Below are 16,038 nucleotides of genomic sequence, written 5' to 3'. Positions count from 1 at the left end.
TTCGCGGATCAGGACCTTCATGGTTCTGATCCGCGAACATGCTTAGGCCTGACGGTCGCTTGTCCACATACAGGCAGCGGACCGGTGACCGCGCTTCCATGGTCCAACATCCTGTTGGAATGGACATGCCACCCGGACTGATTGATACTGCCGCCATTCTCCGCACGGGCGCCGGCACCGACGGCGTGCACCGCGCCTTCAAAGCAGGGCAATTGGTGCGGATTCGGCGCGGCTTCTACGTCTCCACCGAGGACTGGCTCAACGCGCTGCCGTCCCGGCGCTTCGCATGGACGACGACGTCACTCGCCAGATCGGTCAAAGGTGCCGTTTTGTGCGGGCAAACGGCAGCGGTGGCGAGCGGTCTGCCGACGCTGGGAACGCCACCGTGCGTGGAGTTGGCGACTGCCTTGCCCGGCCGAAGCGGCATCAGGAAATCGCCGCTGTTGGTCCTGGGCGGGGACGGAACGGCCCAAGACGTGCGCCGCACGCGTTCCTATCCGCTTAGGTACCGGCTCAAGAGCGTGCTGGAACCTGTCCGCCATGGGGAGTTCCTCTGCACAGGACTCATGGAGACCACCGTGGATGTCATTTCCTCCACGAACCTGAGCCAGGCACTGGTACTCGCAGACGGGGCCGCCCGCAAACTCCTGGCCGACGGCCTTGTGGATCGTGGTGCCAGCCTTCTGTCCGTGCCGGGCATTGCCGCCGGCATAGCGGCTCTTCCGTCTGCGGCTGCCCGGCGCCGCGCGGAGCGGGTCGCTGCCCTGGCGAGCCCCGAGCCGGAGTCCGTTGGGGAGTCGTACAGCCGGGCCATCTTTGAGTTCCTTGGTTTCGAACAGCCCGAACTTCAACACGTCTTTAAGGACGGCAACGGCTTCATCGGCAGGAGCGATTTCTGGTGGCCTTCCCAGGGGGTGGTGGGTGAGTTCGACGGCAAGGGGAAGTACGTCCAGGCCGCCCTGCGTGACGGGATGACGGCTGACGAGGCCGTATATCGGGAGAAGCTCCGCGAGGACCGGATCCGGGCGCTGGGCCACGGCTTTGTTCGCTGGCGATGGGCTGACCTCACGGACCCCGGCCGGCTGCGGTGCAAGCTCCTGGCAGCCGGACTCCGCCCGCTCCTGGCAACCGGACTCCGCCCGGGCTGCGGCACGTCCTCGCCCGCGAATCAGAAGCTGGTTCGCTAATCAGAACCGTGAAGGCACGGATGTGCGAACGAGGTGAGGACTGTTGGTCCAGGGAAGACGGGGACTCGTCCGCCCAGGGGGATCTGCTGCGCGAGGGACCGCCGGGATGTGGGAATCCGCCGTGTTTACCAACAGTTCAATAAACCTGTGTCCTGCGTCCTAGCGCGTGTCAGTTACGTCTGGTTCACTATGTGGATGACAACGCTGACTGAAACCTCAGTCGCCGGCAACGATGACCGGCGAGACAACAATCCGAACAACAACACCAACACCAACACCCTCGGCTTCGCCGCTGTGGACCAGAAGTTCATGGTCGCCCTGGACGTGGACGGCACCCTGGTGAACCACGACGGCCACATGTCCCCTGGTGTGCGGGAAGCCGCCCAGGCCGTGGTTGCAGCGGGGCACGAGGTGATGATCGCCACCGGCCGCTCCCTGAACGCCACCCTTCCCATCATCGAGAAGATCGGAATCGAGCGCGGATACGCCGTCTGCTGCAACGGCGGCGTAACGCTCCGGCTCCACCCGGAACTCGAAAACGGCTACGAAGTGATCCACAAGGCCACGTTCGATCCCGCTCCGGCCCTGCGTGCGCTCCGGGAGCGCCTCCCGTCCGCCAAGTACGCACTCGAGGATGCCGACGGCAATTTCCTCTCCACCGAGCGGTTCCAGGACGCCAGCTTCGGGGTGGAGGCCGTGGGCGTGGACTTCCACACCATGCTGGAAGCCACCGCCGTCCGCGTGGTGGTCTTCAGCACCGAAAACACGCCGGAGGAGTTCAACGAGGCCATCAACCACGTGGGCCTGGCGGGAGTGACCTATTCGGTGGGATGGACTGCGTGGCTGGATATCGCTGCCGCAGGGGTGACCAAGGCCAGCGCCCTGGAAAACCTTCGGGTCCGCCTTGGTTTTGAAGAGCACCTCACCGTCGCCGTCGGTGACGGCCGGAACGACATCGAGATGCTCACCTGGGCCGGCCGGGGTGTAGCCATGGGCCAGGCTCCGGCGGAGGTGGTGGCCGCCGCTGATGAGGTCACCCACTCAGTGCACGACGACGGCGCCGCCCACGTGCTGCGCAGCCTCCTCTAGGCCGGGGTACTTCCGTCCGTCCCGATTCCGGACCGCGTCCTGGGTCAAGGCAGAATAGAAGCATGACCCTTACGACGTTCGCCCTCGTCCGCCATGGCCAGACCGACTGGAATGCCGAGCGCCGGTTGCAGGGAGCCACCGACATCCCCTTGAACGACGTCGGGCGCGGCCAGGCGAGGGACGCCGTCGCCGTCCTTGCCCCGTACGAATGGGACGCAATCGTTTCGTCGCCCCTCAGCCGTGCCGCGGAAACCGCAGACCTGATTGCCGAAGGGCTCGGGCTGGCGGTTTCCCGGCGCGTTCCGGAACTCACCGAGCGCAGTTTCGGCCCGGCCGAAGGGATGCAGGCCGGACCCGAACTGGACGCGCTGCGCATTCCGGGCGGCTTCAAGGGCGCGGAAAGTGAAGACGAGGCCGCCGACCGCGGCCTTGCCGCACTTGAGGCGCTGGCGGAGGAGTTCCGCGGCCAGCGGCTGCTGGTGGTCACCCACGGCACCCTGCTGCGCGTGAGCCTCAGCCGGGCCATTGGCCAGACCCTGGCGAGCGTGGACAACGCGGTGCTGAACCTGGCGCACCACCACGCGGTGGACGGCTGGAAACTGGAGTACTTCAACGGCGAGCCCGTGATGGCAGCCGCCGGCAACTAGGCCGGCCGGCCCCGGAAGGTAGCTAACGAGCGCTGCCTGGACAGTCAGCTGGCTACCGGGCTTCGAGGATCAGTGCCAGCAACCTGGCAGCTGCGGGCCGGGCGCCGTGCTCCTCGTTCCACTGCGCCCGGGCCACCGCTTTACTGACGGCCTGGGTGGTGATGCCCAGTTCCTGCGCCACGGCTTTTTGCTGCCCCCGGACACCGGGGGTCAGCAGGTCCAGCACCCGCCATTCAGCATCGGAACGGTCACGCACGATATGGCCCAGCAGCCTGAGGATGGCCTCGGCGTCGTGGGCGACATCGGCCAGCGGTCCTTCCACCGCCAACGGGATCCGCTCCTTGCTGCTGCGGAGCCTGTCCACGGCCCGGCGCGCGTACACCAGACCGTGGCCGGAGGCGTCCTTGATCTGGTTGGGCAGCGGCTCATTTACCGGCCCCGCGCCGATCCCCACGTACCAGTGCCCGCTGCGAAGTGCGATCAGTGCGGCATCCACGGCCTGCTGCGGGCAGTCGACGATTCCCTGGACTTCGTCCTCCACCGACCGGTCGAAGTCCAGGCGCGCAGGGATGTGCCGCAGCGCCTTGAGCAGCTGCGGCACCTGGTCGCCGTCGCGCCGGCTGTCCGTCTGATTGATGGTCAACGTGAACATTTCTGGATCCACACTACCCGGAAGTAGGAACTACGGAACGGCCGATTGCAGGGCCCGGTTGCCGGTTGGGGCAGGAGATTTTCCCGGCCCGGGCGAGCCCATGCCGGCTGGCGCTGGGTGGCAAGAGCGGAAAGCCCGACGGCGGGGCTTGCCTGCCTGCCCCTCCATCTGTTGCCATGGGGGAACGGCCGCCTGCAGCGGCACACCCGACGTGAGGATGGTTATGGCCGGCAGCACTGGGCAGGATGAGATGCAGCAGGACGACGTGCAGCAGGGCGCCGCACGGCAGGAGGGGCCGGGGCAGGAAGACCTGGGCCTCGTCGACAAATGGTGGCGGGCCGCCAACTATCTTTCCGTGGGGCAGATCTACCTCCGGTCCAACCCCCTGCTGCGGGAACCGCTGCAGGCAGAGGACACCAAGTCCCGCCTGCTGGGGCACTGGGGCACCACCCCCGGACTCAACTTCGTCTACGCCCACCTGAACCGCGTGATCCGCCGCGACTCCCTGGAGATGCTCTTCGTCGCCGGTCCCGGCCATGGCGGTCCCGCCGTCGTCGCCAATGCCTGGATGGAGGGGACGTACTCGGAAATCTATGCCCACGTGGGCAATGACGAGGCAGGCCTGGCCGAACTCTTCCGGCAGTTCTCCTACCCCGGCGGAATCCCCAGCCACGCGGCCCCGGAAACCCCCGGCTCCATCAGCGAAGGCGGGGAGCTGGGGTACTCCCTGGCCCACGCGTACGGATCGGTGTTCGACAACCCGCAGCTGGTGACCGCTGTGGTGATTGGCGACGGCGAGGCGGAAACCGGTCCGCTGGCCGCCAGCTGGCACTCCCACAACTTCCTTGATCCCGCCGTGGATGGTGCCGTCCTGCCCATCCTGCACCTGAACGGCTACAAGATTGCCAACCCCACCATCCTGGCCCGGATGCCCCAGGACCAGCTGGAGCAGCTGCTGCGCGGATACGGGCACCAACCGTACTTCGTCACGGTGGCGGACCCGGACGACACCGAAAAGGCGCACCGCGATTTCGCCGGCGTCCTGGACCGGTGCCTGGCGGATATCAAGGCCATCCAGGATGCCCACCGGGGGGACGCTTCCGGTGAAGAGGCGGGGGAGGGCGGACACCGCTGGCCCCTGATCGTGCTGCGCTCGCCCAAGGGCTGGACCGGACCCCGCATGGTTGACGGGCTGCAGGTGGAAGGCACCTGGCGGGCCCACCAGGTGCCGCTGTCCGAGGTCCGCACCAACGGCGAGCACCTGAAGCAGCTGGAGGAGTGGCTGCAGTCCTACCGGCCGGCGGAACTGTTCGACGGCGACGGCCGGCTCCGGCCCGACGTCGCCGAAGGTGCGCCCACGGGCGACTTCCGCATGAGTGCCACACCGCATGCCAACGGCGGATTGTTGAGGCGCGCGCTGAAGCTGCCCGCCTACCGCGACCACGCCGTGGAGGTTCCCAGCCCGGGCACCGAGCGGGTCAGCCCCATGGTTACGCTCGGATCCTGGATGCGGGACGTGATTGCGCAGAACATGGATAACTTCCGGCTGTTCGGCCCGGACGAGACGGCCTCCAACCGGCTGCAGAACGTCTATGAGGTCACCGACAAGGTGTGGCAGTACAGGATCGATGACGTCGACGAGCACCTTGCGCGCTCCGGCCGGGTCCTGGAGGTGCTGAGCGAGCACCTGTGCCAGGGCTGGCTGGAGGGGTACCTCCTCACCGGCCGGCACGGCGTCTTCAACTGCTACGAGGCCTTCGTCCACATCGTCGACTCCATGTTCAACCAGCACGCCAAATGGCTGAAGGTCTCCCGGAAGCTGCACTGGCGCCAGCCGGTGCCATCCCTGAACTACCTGCTGTCGTCGCACGTGTGGCAGCAGGACCACAACGGCTTCTCGCACCAGGACCCCGGCTTCATCGACCACGCCGTGAACAAGAAGGCCGAGGTCATCCGGGTCTACCTGCCGCCGGACACCAACACCCTGCTCTCCGTCATGGAGCACTGCCTGGCCTCCACGGACTACGTGAACATCGTGGTGAGTGGGAAGCAGCCCTCACCCACCTGGCTCGGTCCGGCCGATGCCGCCAACCATTGCCGCCGCGGCCTGGGGATCTGGACGTTTGCCGGTTCAGAGGTGCCCGGCGAGGAGCCCGACGTCGTCCTGGCCTGCGCCGGTGACGTCCCCACCGTGGAGACCGTGGCGGCCGCCGAACTGCTCCGGAAGGGCGCGCCCGGACTCAAGGTGCGGGTGGTGAACGTGGTGGACCTGATGCGGCTGCAGGACGACAGCGAGCACCCGCATGGCCTCCCCGGCCATGACTTCGACGGGATTTTCACCGCCGACAAGCCGGTCATCTTCGCGTACCACGGCTACCCGGCGCTGATCCACCGGCTCGCCTACCGGCGGACCAACCAGCAGGGCCTCCACGTGCACGGCTATAAAGAAGAGGGGACCACCACCACACCGTTCGACATGGCCATGCTCAACGGAATCGACCGGTTCACCCTGGCTATCGACGCGATCGACCGGGTACCCGGCCTGGCTGAGAAGCACTCGCTCCTGCGCCAGGACCTGCAGGACCGCCGCAACCGGGCGCGCGAGCACACCCGCACCCACGGCGAGGACCCGGAGGAGATCCGGAACTGGAAGCTGGGCGGCTGACCCCCACCTAGTTGCGGAGTTCGTCCAGCGTGCAGGAGGGCAGGTGGATCCAGCCCTCGCTGCGCGCTGCCTGCGCATGGGAACCGTCCGGCAAGAGCGTACGACGACGGGCGGCGGCCCGGGCGGTCAGGGAAGCGATGACGGCGTCGAAGAGATCGTCCGAACCGGCCAGCGTGCCCCGGTGCCCGCCCAGGTCCAGCCATGGCGCCTGCTCTTCGAGGGCCGCCAGCAGGAGGCCGAGACGTTCGGCTTCCGGGACGCCCCGGCCCTTGTAGCCGCGCCCGTTCAGGCCCCAGATCTTCAGGGATGCTGCCGGGTAGACCTCGGCCAGGCGTCCTGAGCCGTCACGCGCCTGTGGGCCGTGCAGCGCGGCGATCTTTGCCTGGATCACGGCGCAGCGCATGGCAGGATGGGCCAGCCGGTCGGCGGAGACGCTGAGCGGGATCAGCCCGGTTTCGCGCGTGACGAAGCGGTCGGTGTCCCGGTAGGCGAGCAGCCTCCGGCCGGCAATTCCGTCGTACTCGAGGACGGGATCGGCGTCGAAGTTCAGGTGGCCGGTAAGGAACGGGATCAGCGCGTCGGGCCAGCCCACCGGACAGTCGACGCCGGTCATGTCGCAGGAGCCGAACAGCTCCACGATGTCCTGGTCGTCCACGTCCAGGGCCAGGTGGGTGAGCCGGGCCGCATCTGGCTCCCACTCGATCACCGCGACGGCGGTCTTCCTGGTGGCCGCCGCCAGGTCCACGCCCAGCGTATTCACGCTCTCAGGCTGCCTGATACTGCAGGACTCCGGTGATGCCGCCGGACTTCCCAAGGTCGGCGCCGCGGGCGAAACCGGCCCACAGGGCCCGCACCTTCCGGCCAGCCGCCTCCACGTCCTCCCAGCGGGCGCCGGCGATCAGTCCCACCCCGTCCCATGTTTCCCTGGTGCCGAGCAGCAGGGGCAGGTCCACGGTGTGGGCCGCGCCAAAGATGTTGCCGGGGGCATGCCAGGTCAGGAGGTACCGGTGGGCTTTTCCGCCCGCTTTGGCGTGGCGCCGGGCGAACCGGCGCGTTGCCCGGCCGTACACGGTTTCGGTGACCACCCAGTCGATGGCACGCACGGCGTGCTGACCCACCAAGGGGATCCCGGCCAGCCGCATCAGTCGGGGGCTGCGGGGAAGGAACAGGCGCGCCTCCTCCGAGGTATGGCCGATCAGCACCTCGATGCCGGGCGCCGTCCGGTCCCACGCCGCTTCGATCCCGGCTTCCTCCGGGAGTGGATCGTGCCCGTACTGTGTGCCAAAGGGCATGGCGGCCAGCATGCCGAACTTTTTGGCCACCTGGGTGACCTGTTCCTCGACCGCCACCACGTCCATGGCCGGTGTCTGTTCGGTGACCGATTCGGCGGCAATGCCCATGGCGTGGTTCATTTTGGCCCGCCCGCGGGTGATGCCCAGCGGTGCACTTTGGATGATGGCGCGCTGGAAGAGGGTGGGCGCCTCGGGTGTGGCCATCAGGTGGGCGATCGCGTCACCACCGGCGGACTGGCCGAATGCGGTGACCCGGCGGGGGTCGCCGCCAAAGGCCTGGATATTCCGCCGCACCCACCGAAATGCCTCCAGTTGGTCCAGGAGCCCCAGGTTGCCGGGACGCCCCGCGGGTGTGGCCAGGAACCCGAACAGCCCCAGCCGGTACGTCACGGAAACCACGATGACGCGGTTCTCGGCCACCAGCCGGGCGGGGTCGAAGATGGCCAGGTCCCCGGAGCCGGTGGTGTAGGAGCCGCCGTGGATCCAGACCATGACGGGCAGCTTTTCGTCCGGCCTGACGTCGCCGGGCAGGGTGATGGAAAGGTTCTGGCAGTCCTCGCTCCCCGGAAGCTCCCCGTATCTGGTGCCCAGGACGTCGTCGAGGAACGGCACGGGCGCCTGGGGGCAGGCAGGGGAGAGGGACGTGGCGGACAGCTCGGAGGTCCAGTCCGGGACCTGCACGGGCGGCTGGAACCGGGCGGCCTCGGCGTACGGGATCCCTGTGGCGCGGCTAACCTCGCCGTCCCGCCAGCCGGCGACAGGGCCGCAGGGCGGATGGAACAAGAGCTGGGAAGTCAGTGCTGGCTCAGAACTCACAGCCCCACGATTCCACAGATTTACCTTTGTGGGGACAACGACAAATCCCCGCCTCCCGGACCTATCCCCCTTGCATGAAGCGGGGACTTGTCCGGCAGACGGGGATTCAGGGCCTGGCCGCCCAAAGGCGGGGGCCGGTGGAACCAGTGCGCCGGTGGAACCAGTGCGACGTGGAACTAGTGCGACGCGGGCACGTAACGCTTGATGGAGGCTTCCAGCTCGGCTTCGGCCGCGGCGCGGTCGCCCCAGCCCTCGGCCTTGACCCACTTGCCGGGCTCCAGGTCCTTGTAGCGGGTGAAGAAGTGCTCGATCTCCTTGATCAGGAATTCGTTGACGTCGCTGACTTCCTGGATGTGGTCAAAGCGGGCATCCACGGGGACGCAGAGGATCTTGGCGTCCCCGCCGCCGTCGTCCGTCATGTTGAAGACACCGATGGGGCGGGACTCGACGATGACGCCGGGGTGCAGGTCGAAGTCCTGCAGGAGCACCAGCGCGTCCAGCGGGTCGCCGTCCTCGCCGAGGGTGTTTTCGAAGTACCCGTAGTGCGTGGGGTACTGCATTGAGGTGAAGAGGACGCGGTCCAGGCGGACACGGCCGGTCTCGTGGTCAACTTCGTACTTGACGCGCGATCCCTTGGGGATCTCGATGGTCACGTCGTGCTTCATGGAATGCTCCTCGGCAATTGCAGGGGGTGCGCGGCACACTTGACGGGCCCACAAAAAAGAGTGTCGGTGCCGCCGACTACTATTGAGGATATAGCGAGAGGCCCTGGAATCAGGAACTTGTGGGGAAATTTCAGGACTTGAGGACCAGCACCAGCATGACCAAAACAACCGGCCAGGAACCGTTGCGCGCGCACCGGTCCGGGCGCCCCGGCAGCCCTGGCCGGACCCCCGCGGAAGGGCCGCGCAAGCCCTGGCCCCTGGCCCTGGCGGCCTTGATCCTGCTTGTCCTCGCCCTCCCGGGAGCCCTGCTGGTGGCCCCCGGATTCCTGGGCCCCGGGGTCTTTGGTGCGGAAGCCCCCGAATCCGCCCCGGCGCCCCCCGCCTGGCAGCAGGCCCCCGCCACCCTGTCCGCCCCTCAGGCGCTCGCCCCGCTTCAGCAGTCGGCCCCAGTGCCCCTTCCGTCAGCGGTGGCAGCCCAGGTGGACCCGGCATTGAAGGCCGACGGCGGCGGTACCTTCACCGGCATGGTGCAGGACGCGCTCACGGGCCAGGTCCTCTTTGACCGGGGCGGCGCGGAAAGCCGGGTGCCGGCGTCGAACCTTAAACTGCTGACGGCGGTGGCCGCACTGCGCACCCTGGGGCCGGACCACCGCTTCGCCACCAAGGTGGTGCCGGGCTCCGCCGCCGGGCAGGTGGTGCTGGTGGGCGGCGGCGACGTCCTCCTGGCCGCCGGGGAGTCGAAGCCGGACCAGGTTATGGGCCACGCCGGCCTTGCCACCCTTGCCGCCCTTACGGTGCAGGCCCTGCAGGCCGCCGGAACCACGGGAGACATCAAGGTAGTGGTGGATGACTCCCTCTTCACCGGCGCGGCGTTGAATCCGGCCTGGCAGAGCGGCGACGTGGAAGCGGGCGAAATAGCGCCGCTGTACCCCCTGGCCCTCAACTCTGCACGCTTCGACCCCGCCGTCACCACCGGCCCCCGGCCCCAGGATTCCGCCATAACCGCCGCGGAGGAGTTCGCGGCCCGGCTCCGTGCGGCAGGTGCCGGGGCCGGCCTCACCGTGGCGGCCGGCGTCGAACGCTCACCCGGCGCGTCCCAAGCCGCCGCCCCAGCCCTGGCGGCCGTGCAATCGGCCACCGTGGCTGAGCAGGTGAACCTGATGCTGCAGGTATCTGACAATTACCTTGCCGAAACCATGGGCCGGATGGCCGCGTTGGCCACCGGCCGGCCCGGAAGCAATGACGGTGCAACGGCCGTGGTCGCGGCCGAACTCGCGGCAGCGGGCATCCCCTCTGACGCCGTGAAGCTGGTGGATGTGTGCGGGCTGGCCATGGGCAACCAGGTTGCGGCCCGCCAGTTCACTGACGTGGTGCTGGCCATCACCACCGGCGCCGACACCAGGCTGCGGGTCGCCCTGGACGGCTTTCCGGTTGGTGGCCTGTCAGGAACCCTGGACACCCGCTACGGGGATGCCACCACGTCCGGCGGTGCCGGCCTGGTTCGCGCCAAGACCGGGACACTGAACACCGTTCTGGCGCTGAGCGGATATGTGGTGGACTCCGACGGGCGGCTCCTGGTCTTCTCCTTCATCGGCAACGGCCTGACCCCGGGCGCGGCCGGCAACAAGGAAGCCCTGGACCGGGCCGCCACGGCGCTGGCGGGCTGCGGCTGCCGCTAGCACGGCTGCCATTGGTACTCCATGAGGGGGATTCTTCCTGCACTTCCAACGTGCCGGCCTGGACTGGGACGGCGCTTTTGGCCTCCTGTGCCGGGGCTGTGCAAGTTCGCCGGTCAGCGAACTTAAGGACGATCCCCAGCCTGCTGTGTTCTGATGGGAACCATGGAGTCCACTGCGCGCGAATCCGCATCGACGTTGTCCCCAACAGCCCAGTCCCTGATCAACTGGGACCTCGCTGCGTCTGCCGCAGCGCGGCTGGCTCCCGCCGGGCCGGAGCTCGATGAAAAGGCCATCGGGGAAGCGGTGGACAGCCTTCGACGGCTGGCGGACGCTTCCGTTCCGCACGTGCACGACATCACCGGCCTGGAGGCGGCGCGCGACCTTCGCGATTCCTCGGTGCTGGTGGTGGACCGCGCGTCCTGGGCCAAAGCCAACACGCAGAGTTTCGCGGTGATGCTCAAACCCGCCATGCAGAAGATGCTGGACAGCCGCCGCGGAAGCCTCAGCCCCGCTGCCGCCCAGGTCAGCGGCGCCATCACCGGCAGCCAGTTGGGCGCCGTGCTTGCCTTCCTGTCCAGCAAGGTCCTGGGCCAGTACGATCCCTTCGCGGCGCTGGCAGAAAACTCCACGGCTCCCGCGGCCGGCCGGCTCCTGCTGGTGGCCCCCAACATCGTGTCGGTGGAACGGGAACTCAACGTCACGCCCGAGGACTTCCGGCTCTGGGTCTGCCTGCACGAGCAAACCCACCGTGTCCAGTTCGCGGCCGCCCCCTGGCTGCGGCACCACATGCTGGAACAAATCGACGAACTCAGCGGCCACCTGCTGGGCAACGTCGACACCCTGATGGAGCGCGCCACCGCTGCTGCCCGCTCCCTGAAGGACCGCTCCGCCACCGGAAACACTCCCGGCCGCGGCGCCATTCTGGACCTGCTGCAGGATCCGGAGGAAAAGGCCGCCATCTCGCACCTCACCGCCGTCATGAGCCTCCTCGAAGGGCACGCCAACGTGGTGATGGACGCCGTCGACGCCAGCATCGTCCCGTCCGTGAAGACCATCCGGCAGCGGTTCAACGACCGCGGCAAGGACCGGGGCGTGATCGAGAAGTTCATCCGCAGCCTCCTGGGCCTGGACGCCAAGATGCGCCAGTACTCCGACGGCGCCCGCTTCGTCCGGGCCGTGGTGGACGTGGCCGGAATGGACGGCTTCAACAAAGTCTGGGAGTCCGTGGACCACCTGCCTACCGAGCCCGAAATCCACGACGCCAAGCTGTGGCTTGAGCGGATGGGTCACTGATTGACGGACACACCTGTACCCGGGACTGAGTGGCCTGCCGGCACCGCCGGGCCACGCAGCGGACGGCGCCGGCCCGGAAGGCTCGCGCCCGTCGTCGGGACTGCGCGCAGGATGCTGCAAAACGCGCTCGCCGATGCCGGATATCCCGGCCACGTCGTCGTGGCGTGCAGCGGAGGCCCCGATTCCCTGGCGCTGGCCGCCGTCGCTGCGTACTTTGCCCGGCGCGGGCATGTGGACGGACGCCCGCTGACCGTGGGAGCCGTGGTGGTGGACCACCAGCTGCAGGAGGGGTCCGGCGACATTGCCGCGCGCACCGCCAAAACCCTGGAGGAGCTGGGCCTTTCACCGGTTGAGATCCGCACGGTCACGGTGGCTGGTGCCGGTATGGGCCCAGAGGCCGCCGCACGCGAAGCCCGGCACGCCGCGCTCGAAGCCGCCGCGGCGGGACAGGGCGCCGGCGCCATCCTGCTGGGCCACACGCTCGACGACCAGGCGGAGCAGGTACTGCTGGGCCTGGCCCGGGGCTCCGGCTCCCGCTCGCTCGCGGGCATGCGGCCGTCCCGGGCAGGCGCCGGAAACAGTGTCCTGCTGCGCCCGTTCCTCGGCCTGCGCAGGGCGGACACCGAGGAGATCTGCGCGGTGGAGGACCTGGATCCCTGGCACGATCCCACCAACGCCGATCCCGCGTTTGCACGCTCCCGGACCCGCGTGGAGGTCCTTCCGCACCTCGAGGAGAACCTGGGCCCCGGGGTTGCCGAATCCCTGGCCCGGACCGCCGCCATCCTGCAGCTTGACGCCGACTACCTGGAGGCTGTGGCGGAAAGCACCTTCGCCTCCCTGGTGGAGCGGGACGGCGGCGCACTGGCGCTGCCCGAGGAGGCGTTGCGTGCCCTGGCCCCGGCCATCAGGTTCCGTGTGATCGCCAAGGCAGCGGCCGACGTCGGCGGCCAGCAGCCCAGCTACCAGCGCCTTCTGGCGGCGGAAGCGCTGCTGCGGCGCCAGGGTTCGGCGGGTCCGGTGGAGCTTCCCGGCGGCGTCAGCGTGTACCGGCTGTCGCTGGCACAGCTGGAGGGATCAAAGGACGCCGGCGTGCCGGGTGCCCAGGGCGGCCCCGGTTCTGTTCCCCGCGAACGGGCGCGCTGTGGGAAGCTAGTATTCCGGTCCCAAAAACCGCCCGCAAAATAGTCGCACCCCGCATCTAAACAGGAGCCATTGGTGGATTCAAACGACGTCCAGGCAGATCTCAAGCACGTTCTCTACACCAAGGAGCAGATCCAGCAGCGGATCACCGAGCTCGCTGCGCAGATCGACAAGGACTACGAAGGGCGCGAGATCCTCCTGGTGGGCGTGCTCAAGGGCGCCGTCATGGTCATGGCTGACCTTGCCCGCGCACTCCACAGCCACATCTCCATGGACTGGATGGCAGTGTCCTCCTACGGTTCGGGCACCCAGTCCTCCGGCGTGGTACGCATCCTGAAGGATCTGGACACCGACCTGATGGGCAAGGACGTGCTGATCGTCGAGGACATCATCGACTCCGGCCTCACCCTGTCCTGGCTCAAGACCAATCTGGAGTCCCGCGGCACCGCGTCCGTGGAGATCTGCACGGCGTTCCGCAAACCCACAGCCGCCAAGGTGGAAATCGACGTCAAGTACGTCGGTTATGACATCCCCAACGAGTTCGTGGTGGGTTACGGCCTGGACTACGCCGAAAAGTACCGCAACCTTGACTTCGTGGGCACCCTGGCCCCGCACGTCTACGAGTAAGCGGCGCCGCACACTCCGCCGCCGTACTCCGGTAAAACCGCGCCATGTGGGCAACTCCTGGGCTGTCCCGGCACTGCTACGCCCACAGGGAACTTTTGCTTTTCGCTATGCGTGATGTACTCCGGACGGTGTATAGCTAGAAGCTGACGCAGCACCATCACGCGCGCAGACTACTCGCCGTGAAGCACTACCGGAAGGGACGGGGCCAGCCCCCGAACAGATGAAAGCTAAGAACTTCTTCAAAGGCCCGGGCATCTGGATCGTCGTTGTGGTCGGTCTGCTCCTGGTGGCCTTTGCAACGCTCGCCCCCGGCGGTGCCGCCCGCATCGATACGGACAAGGGCCTGGAACTGCTCTCCGGCAACAAGGTGGAGCAGGCCAAGATCTTCGACGGCGAGAACCGCGTTGACCTCACGCTGAAGGACAACCTGCAGGTGGACGGGCAGGACAAAGGCAAGAGCGTCCAGTTCTTCTTCGTTGACGCCCGCGCACAGGACGTGGTGAAGGCTGTCACCGACGCCAAGCCGGCCCAGGGCTTCACCGACCAGCCGATTGAAAGCAACTGGTTCTCCGGCCTGCTCTCCCTCCTGATCCCCGTCATCCTGCTGGGTGCCCTCTTCTGGTTCCTGATGACCCGGATGCAGGGCGGCGGCTCCAAGATCATGCAGTTCGGCAAGTCCAAGGCCAAGATGGTCAGCAAGGACATGCCGCAGGTGACCTTCGCCGACGTCGCAGGCGCGGACGAGGCCGTCGAGGAACTGCAGGAGATCAAGGAATTCCTGCAGGAGCCTGCCAAGTTCCAGGCCGTTGGCGCCAAGATCCCCAAGGGCGTGCTGCTGTACGGCCCGCCCGGCACCGGCAAGACGCTGCTGGCCCGCGCAGTGGCCGGTGAGGCCGGCGTGCCCTTCTTCTCCATCTCGGGCTCGGACTTCGTGGAAATGTTCGTCGGCGTCGGCGCATCCCGCGTCCGCGACCTCTTTGAACAGGCCAAGGCCAACTCGCCCGCCATCATCTTCGTGGACGAGATCGACGCCGTTGGCCGCCACCGCGGTGCAGGCATCGGCGGCGGCAACGACGAACGCGAGCAGACCCTCAACCAGTTGCTGGTGGAGATGGACGGCTTCGACGTCAAAACCAACGTGATCCTCATCGCCGCCACCAACCGGCCCGACGTCCTGGACCCGGCACTGCTGCGCCCCGGCCGTTTCGACCGCCAGGTTTCGGTGGAGGCGCCGGACCTCATTGGCCGCGACCAGATCCTGCAGGTGCACGCCAAGGGCAAACCGATGGCGCCCGGCGTCGACCTGAAGGGTGTGGCGAAGAAGACGCCCGGCTACACCGGCGCAGACCTCGCCAACGTCCTCAACGAGGCCGCACTGCTCACCGCGCGCTCCAACGCCAACCTGATTGACGACCGCGCCCTGGACGAGGCCATTGACCGAGTCATGGCCGGCCCGCAGAAGCGCAGCCGCGTCATGAAGGAACACGAGCGCAAGATCACCGCCTACCACGAAGGCGGCCACGCCCTGGTGGCGGCAGCCCTGCGGAACTCGGCTCCGGTCACCAAGATCACCATCCTTCCGCGCGGCCGGGCCCTGGGCTACACCATGGTGGTCCCCGAAAACGACAAATACTCCATCACCCGCAACGAACTCCTCGACCAGATGGCCTACGCCATGGGCGGGCGCGTTGCCGAGGAGATCGTGTTCCACGACCCCTCCACCGGCGCCTCCAACGACATCGAGAAGGCCACCGGCACTGCCCGCAAGATGGTCACCGAGTACGGCATGAGCGAACGCGTCGGCGCTGTCCGCCTGGGCCAGGGCGGCGGCGAACCCTTCCTGGGCCGCGACGCCGGCCACGAGCGCAACTACTCGGACCAGATCGCCTACGTGGTGGACGAGGAAGTGCGCCGGCTGATCGAGCAGGCCCACGACGAGGCTTACGAGATCCTTACCGAGAACCGCGACATCCTGGACATCCTGGCCCTTGAGCTGCTGGAGCGCGAAACCCTCAACCAGTCCGAGATTGCCGACATCTTCCGCGACGTGCGCAAGCGCGACTTCCGCGAAGTGTGGCTGTCCAAGGAAACCCGTCCTGTCCAGATGGCAGGCCCCGTGGAGTCCCGCCAGGAAAGGGCGGAACGCGAGGCACAGGAAGAGGCAAAGAAGGCCCGGCTGGACGAGCCTTTGGACGCCCAGCCGCCGCACTCGCAGGGCGTTCCGGAGGACGCTCCGTTTCACGGAGGCACCTCCGACTCGGGGCCTGACACCCTTCGCGGCTAAGC

Annotated in this window: 13 protein-coding genes; 9 read left to right on the top strand and 4 right to left on the bottom strand. The window is 67.7% G+C overall.

Annotated features, from left to right (window positions below; genetic code table 11):
* Positions 1-119: 119 nt before the first annotated feature.
* The 3 genes from AC3ANU_RS00945 (at position 120) to AC3ANU_RS00935 (ending at position 2,923) form a co-directional block, all read left to right on the top strand.
* The gene (locus tag AC3ANU_RS00945) at positions 120-1,187 is read left to right on the top strand and encodes a hypothetical protein (protein ID WP_488315257.1); all 1,068 of its coding nucleotides are present in this window, start codon (positions 120-122) and stop codon (positions 1,185-1,187) included.
* Positions 1,188-1,382: 195 nt separating this feature from the next.
* On the top strand, positions 1,383-2,276 hold the full coding sequence (locus AC3ANU_RS00940; RefSeq protein WP_268002418.1) for an HAD family hydrolase: 894 nt from the start codon (positions 1,383-1,385) through the stop codon (positions 2,274-2,276).
* 62 nt (positions 2,277-2,338) lie between these two features.
* Positions 2,339-2,923 (top strand): histidine phosphatase family protein, encoded by a 585-nt coding sequence (locus tag AC3ANU_RS00935; protein ID WP_134165316.1) that lies wholly within the window; start codon positions 2,339-2,341, stop codon positions 2,921-2,923.
* Positions 2,924-2,975: 52 nt separating this feature from the next.
* Here AC3ANU_RS00935 and AC3ANU_RS00930 read toward each other — a convergent pair whose 3' ends face one another.
* Complete coding sequence (locus AC3ANU_RS00930; protein WP_488315256.1) at positions 2,976-3,575, bottom strand: hypothetical protein; 600 nt, start codon at positions 3,573-3,575, stop codon at positions 2,976-2,978.
* A gap of 223 nt (positions 3,576-3,798) precedes the next feature.
* Between AC3ANU_RS00930 and AC3ANU_RS00925 the strand changes: the two genes are divergently transcribed.
* On the top strand, positions 3,799-6,240 hold the full coding sequence (locus AC3ANU_RS00925; RefSeq protein WP_488315255.1) for a phosphoketolase family protein: 2,442 nt from the start codon (positions 3,799-3,801) through the stop codon (positions 6,238-6,240).
* A 7-nt stretch (positions 6,241-6,247) separates the two neighbouring features.
* On the opposite strand, the gene AC3ANU_RS00920 is transcribed toward AC3ANU_RS00925, so the two are convergent.
* The 3 genes from AC3ANU_RS00920 to AC3ANU_RS00910 form a co-directional block, all read right to left on the bottom strand.
* Positions 6,248-7,000, bottom strand: coding sequence for a DUF429 domain-containing protein (locus AC3ANU_RS00920; RefSeq protein ID WP_488315254.1), 753 nt, complete (start codon positions 6,998-7,000; stop codon positions 6,248-6,250).
* Between the two features lie 4 nt (positions 7,001-7,004).
* Positions 7,005-8,348 carry a carboxylesterase family protein gene (locus tag AC3ANU_RS00915; RefSeq protein WP_488315253.1) on the bottom strand — a complete coding sequence of 448 codons (1,344 nt, stop codon included), beginning with the start codon at positions 8,346-8,348 and terminating at the stop codon, positions 7,005-7,007.
* Positions 8,349-8,524: 176 nt separating this feature from the next.
* Positions 8,525-9,013 (bottom strand): inorganic diphosphatase, encoded by a 489-nt coding sequence (locus AC3ANU_RS00910; protein ID WP_018770264.1) that lies wholly within the window; start codon positions 9,011-9,013, stop codon positions 8,525-8,527.
* Positions 9,014-9,168: 155 nt separating this feature from the next.
* Here AC3ANU_RS00910 and dacB point away from each other — a divergent pair, with 155 nt between their 5' ends.
* The 5 genes from dacB (at position 9,169) to ftsH (ending at position 16,036) form a co-directional block, all read left to right on the top strand.
* The gene (gene dacB, locus AC3ANU_RS00905; protein ID WP_488315252.1) at positions 9,169-10,692 is read left to right on the top strand and encodes a D-alanyl-D-alanine carboxypeptidase/D-alanyl-D-alanine endopeptidase; all 1,524 of its coding nucleotides are present in this window, start codon (positions 9,169-9,171) and stop codon (positions 10,690-10,692) included.
* Positions 10,693-10,854: 162 nt separating this feature from the next.
* Complete coding sequence (locus AC3ANU_RS00900; RefSeq protein WP_026265930.1) at positions 10,855-11,985, top strand: zinc-dependent metalloprotease; 1,131 nt, start codon at positions 10,855-10,857, stop codon at positions 11,983-11,985.
* A gap of 111 nt (positions 11,986-12,096) precedes the next feature.
* Entirely contained in the window at positions 12,097-13,170 is a 1,074-nt protein-coding gene (tilS, locus tag AC3ANU_RS00895) for a tRNA lysidine(34) synthetase TilS (protein WP_224084498.1), read from the top strand.
* A gap of 30 nt (positions 13,171-13,200) precedes the next feature.
* Entirely contained in the window at positions 13,201-13,752 is a 552-nt protein-coding gene (gene hpt / locus AC3ANU_RS00890; protein WP_018770260.1) for a hypoxanthine phosphoribosyltransferase, read from the top strand.
* Between the two features lie 220 nt (positions 13,753-13,972).
* Positions 13,973-16,036, top strand: coding sequence for an ATP-dependent zinc metalloprotease FtsH (ftsH, locus tag AC3ANU_RS00885; RefSeq protein ID WP_018770259.1), 2,064 nt, complete (start codon positions 13,973-13,975; stop codon positions 16,034-16,036).
* Positions 16,037-16,038 lie beyond the last annotated feature (2 nt).

The sequence above is a fragment of the Arthrobacter sp. SDR-2R genome (assembly GCF_057747955.1).
This window is presented reverse-complemented; position numbering and strand designations above follow the sequence as displayed.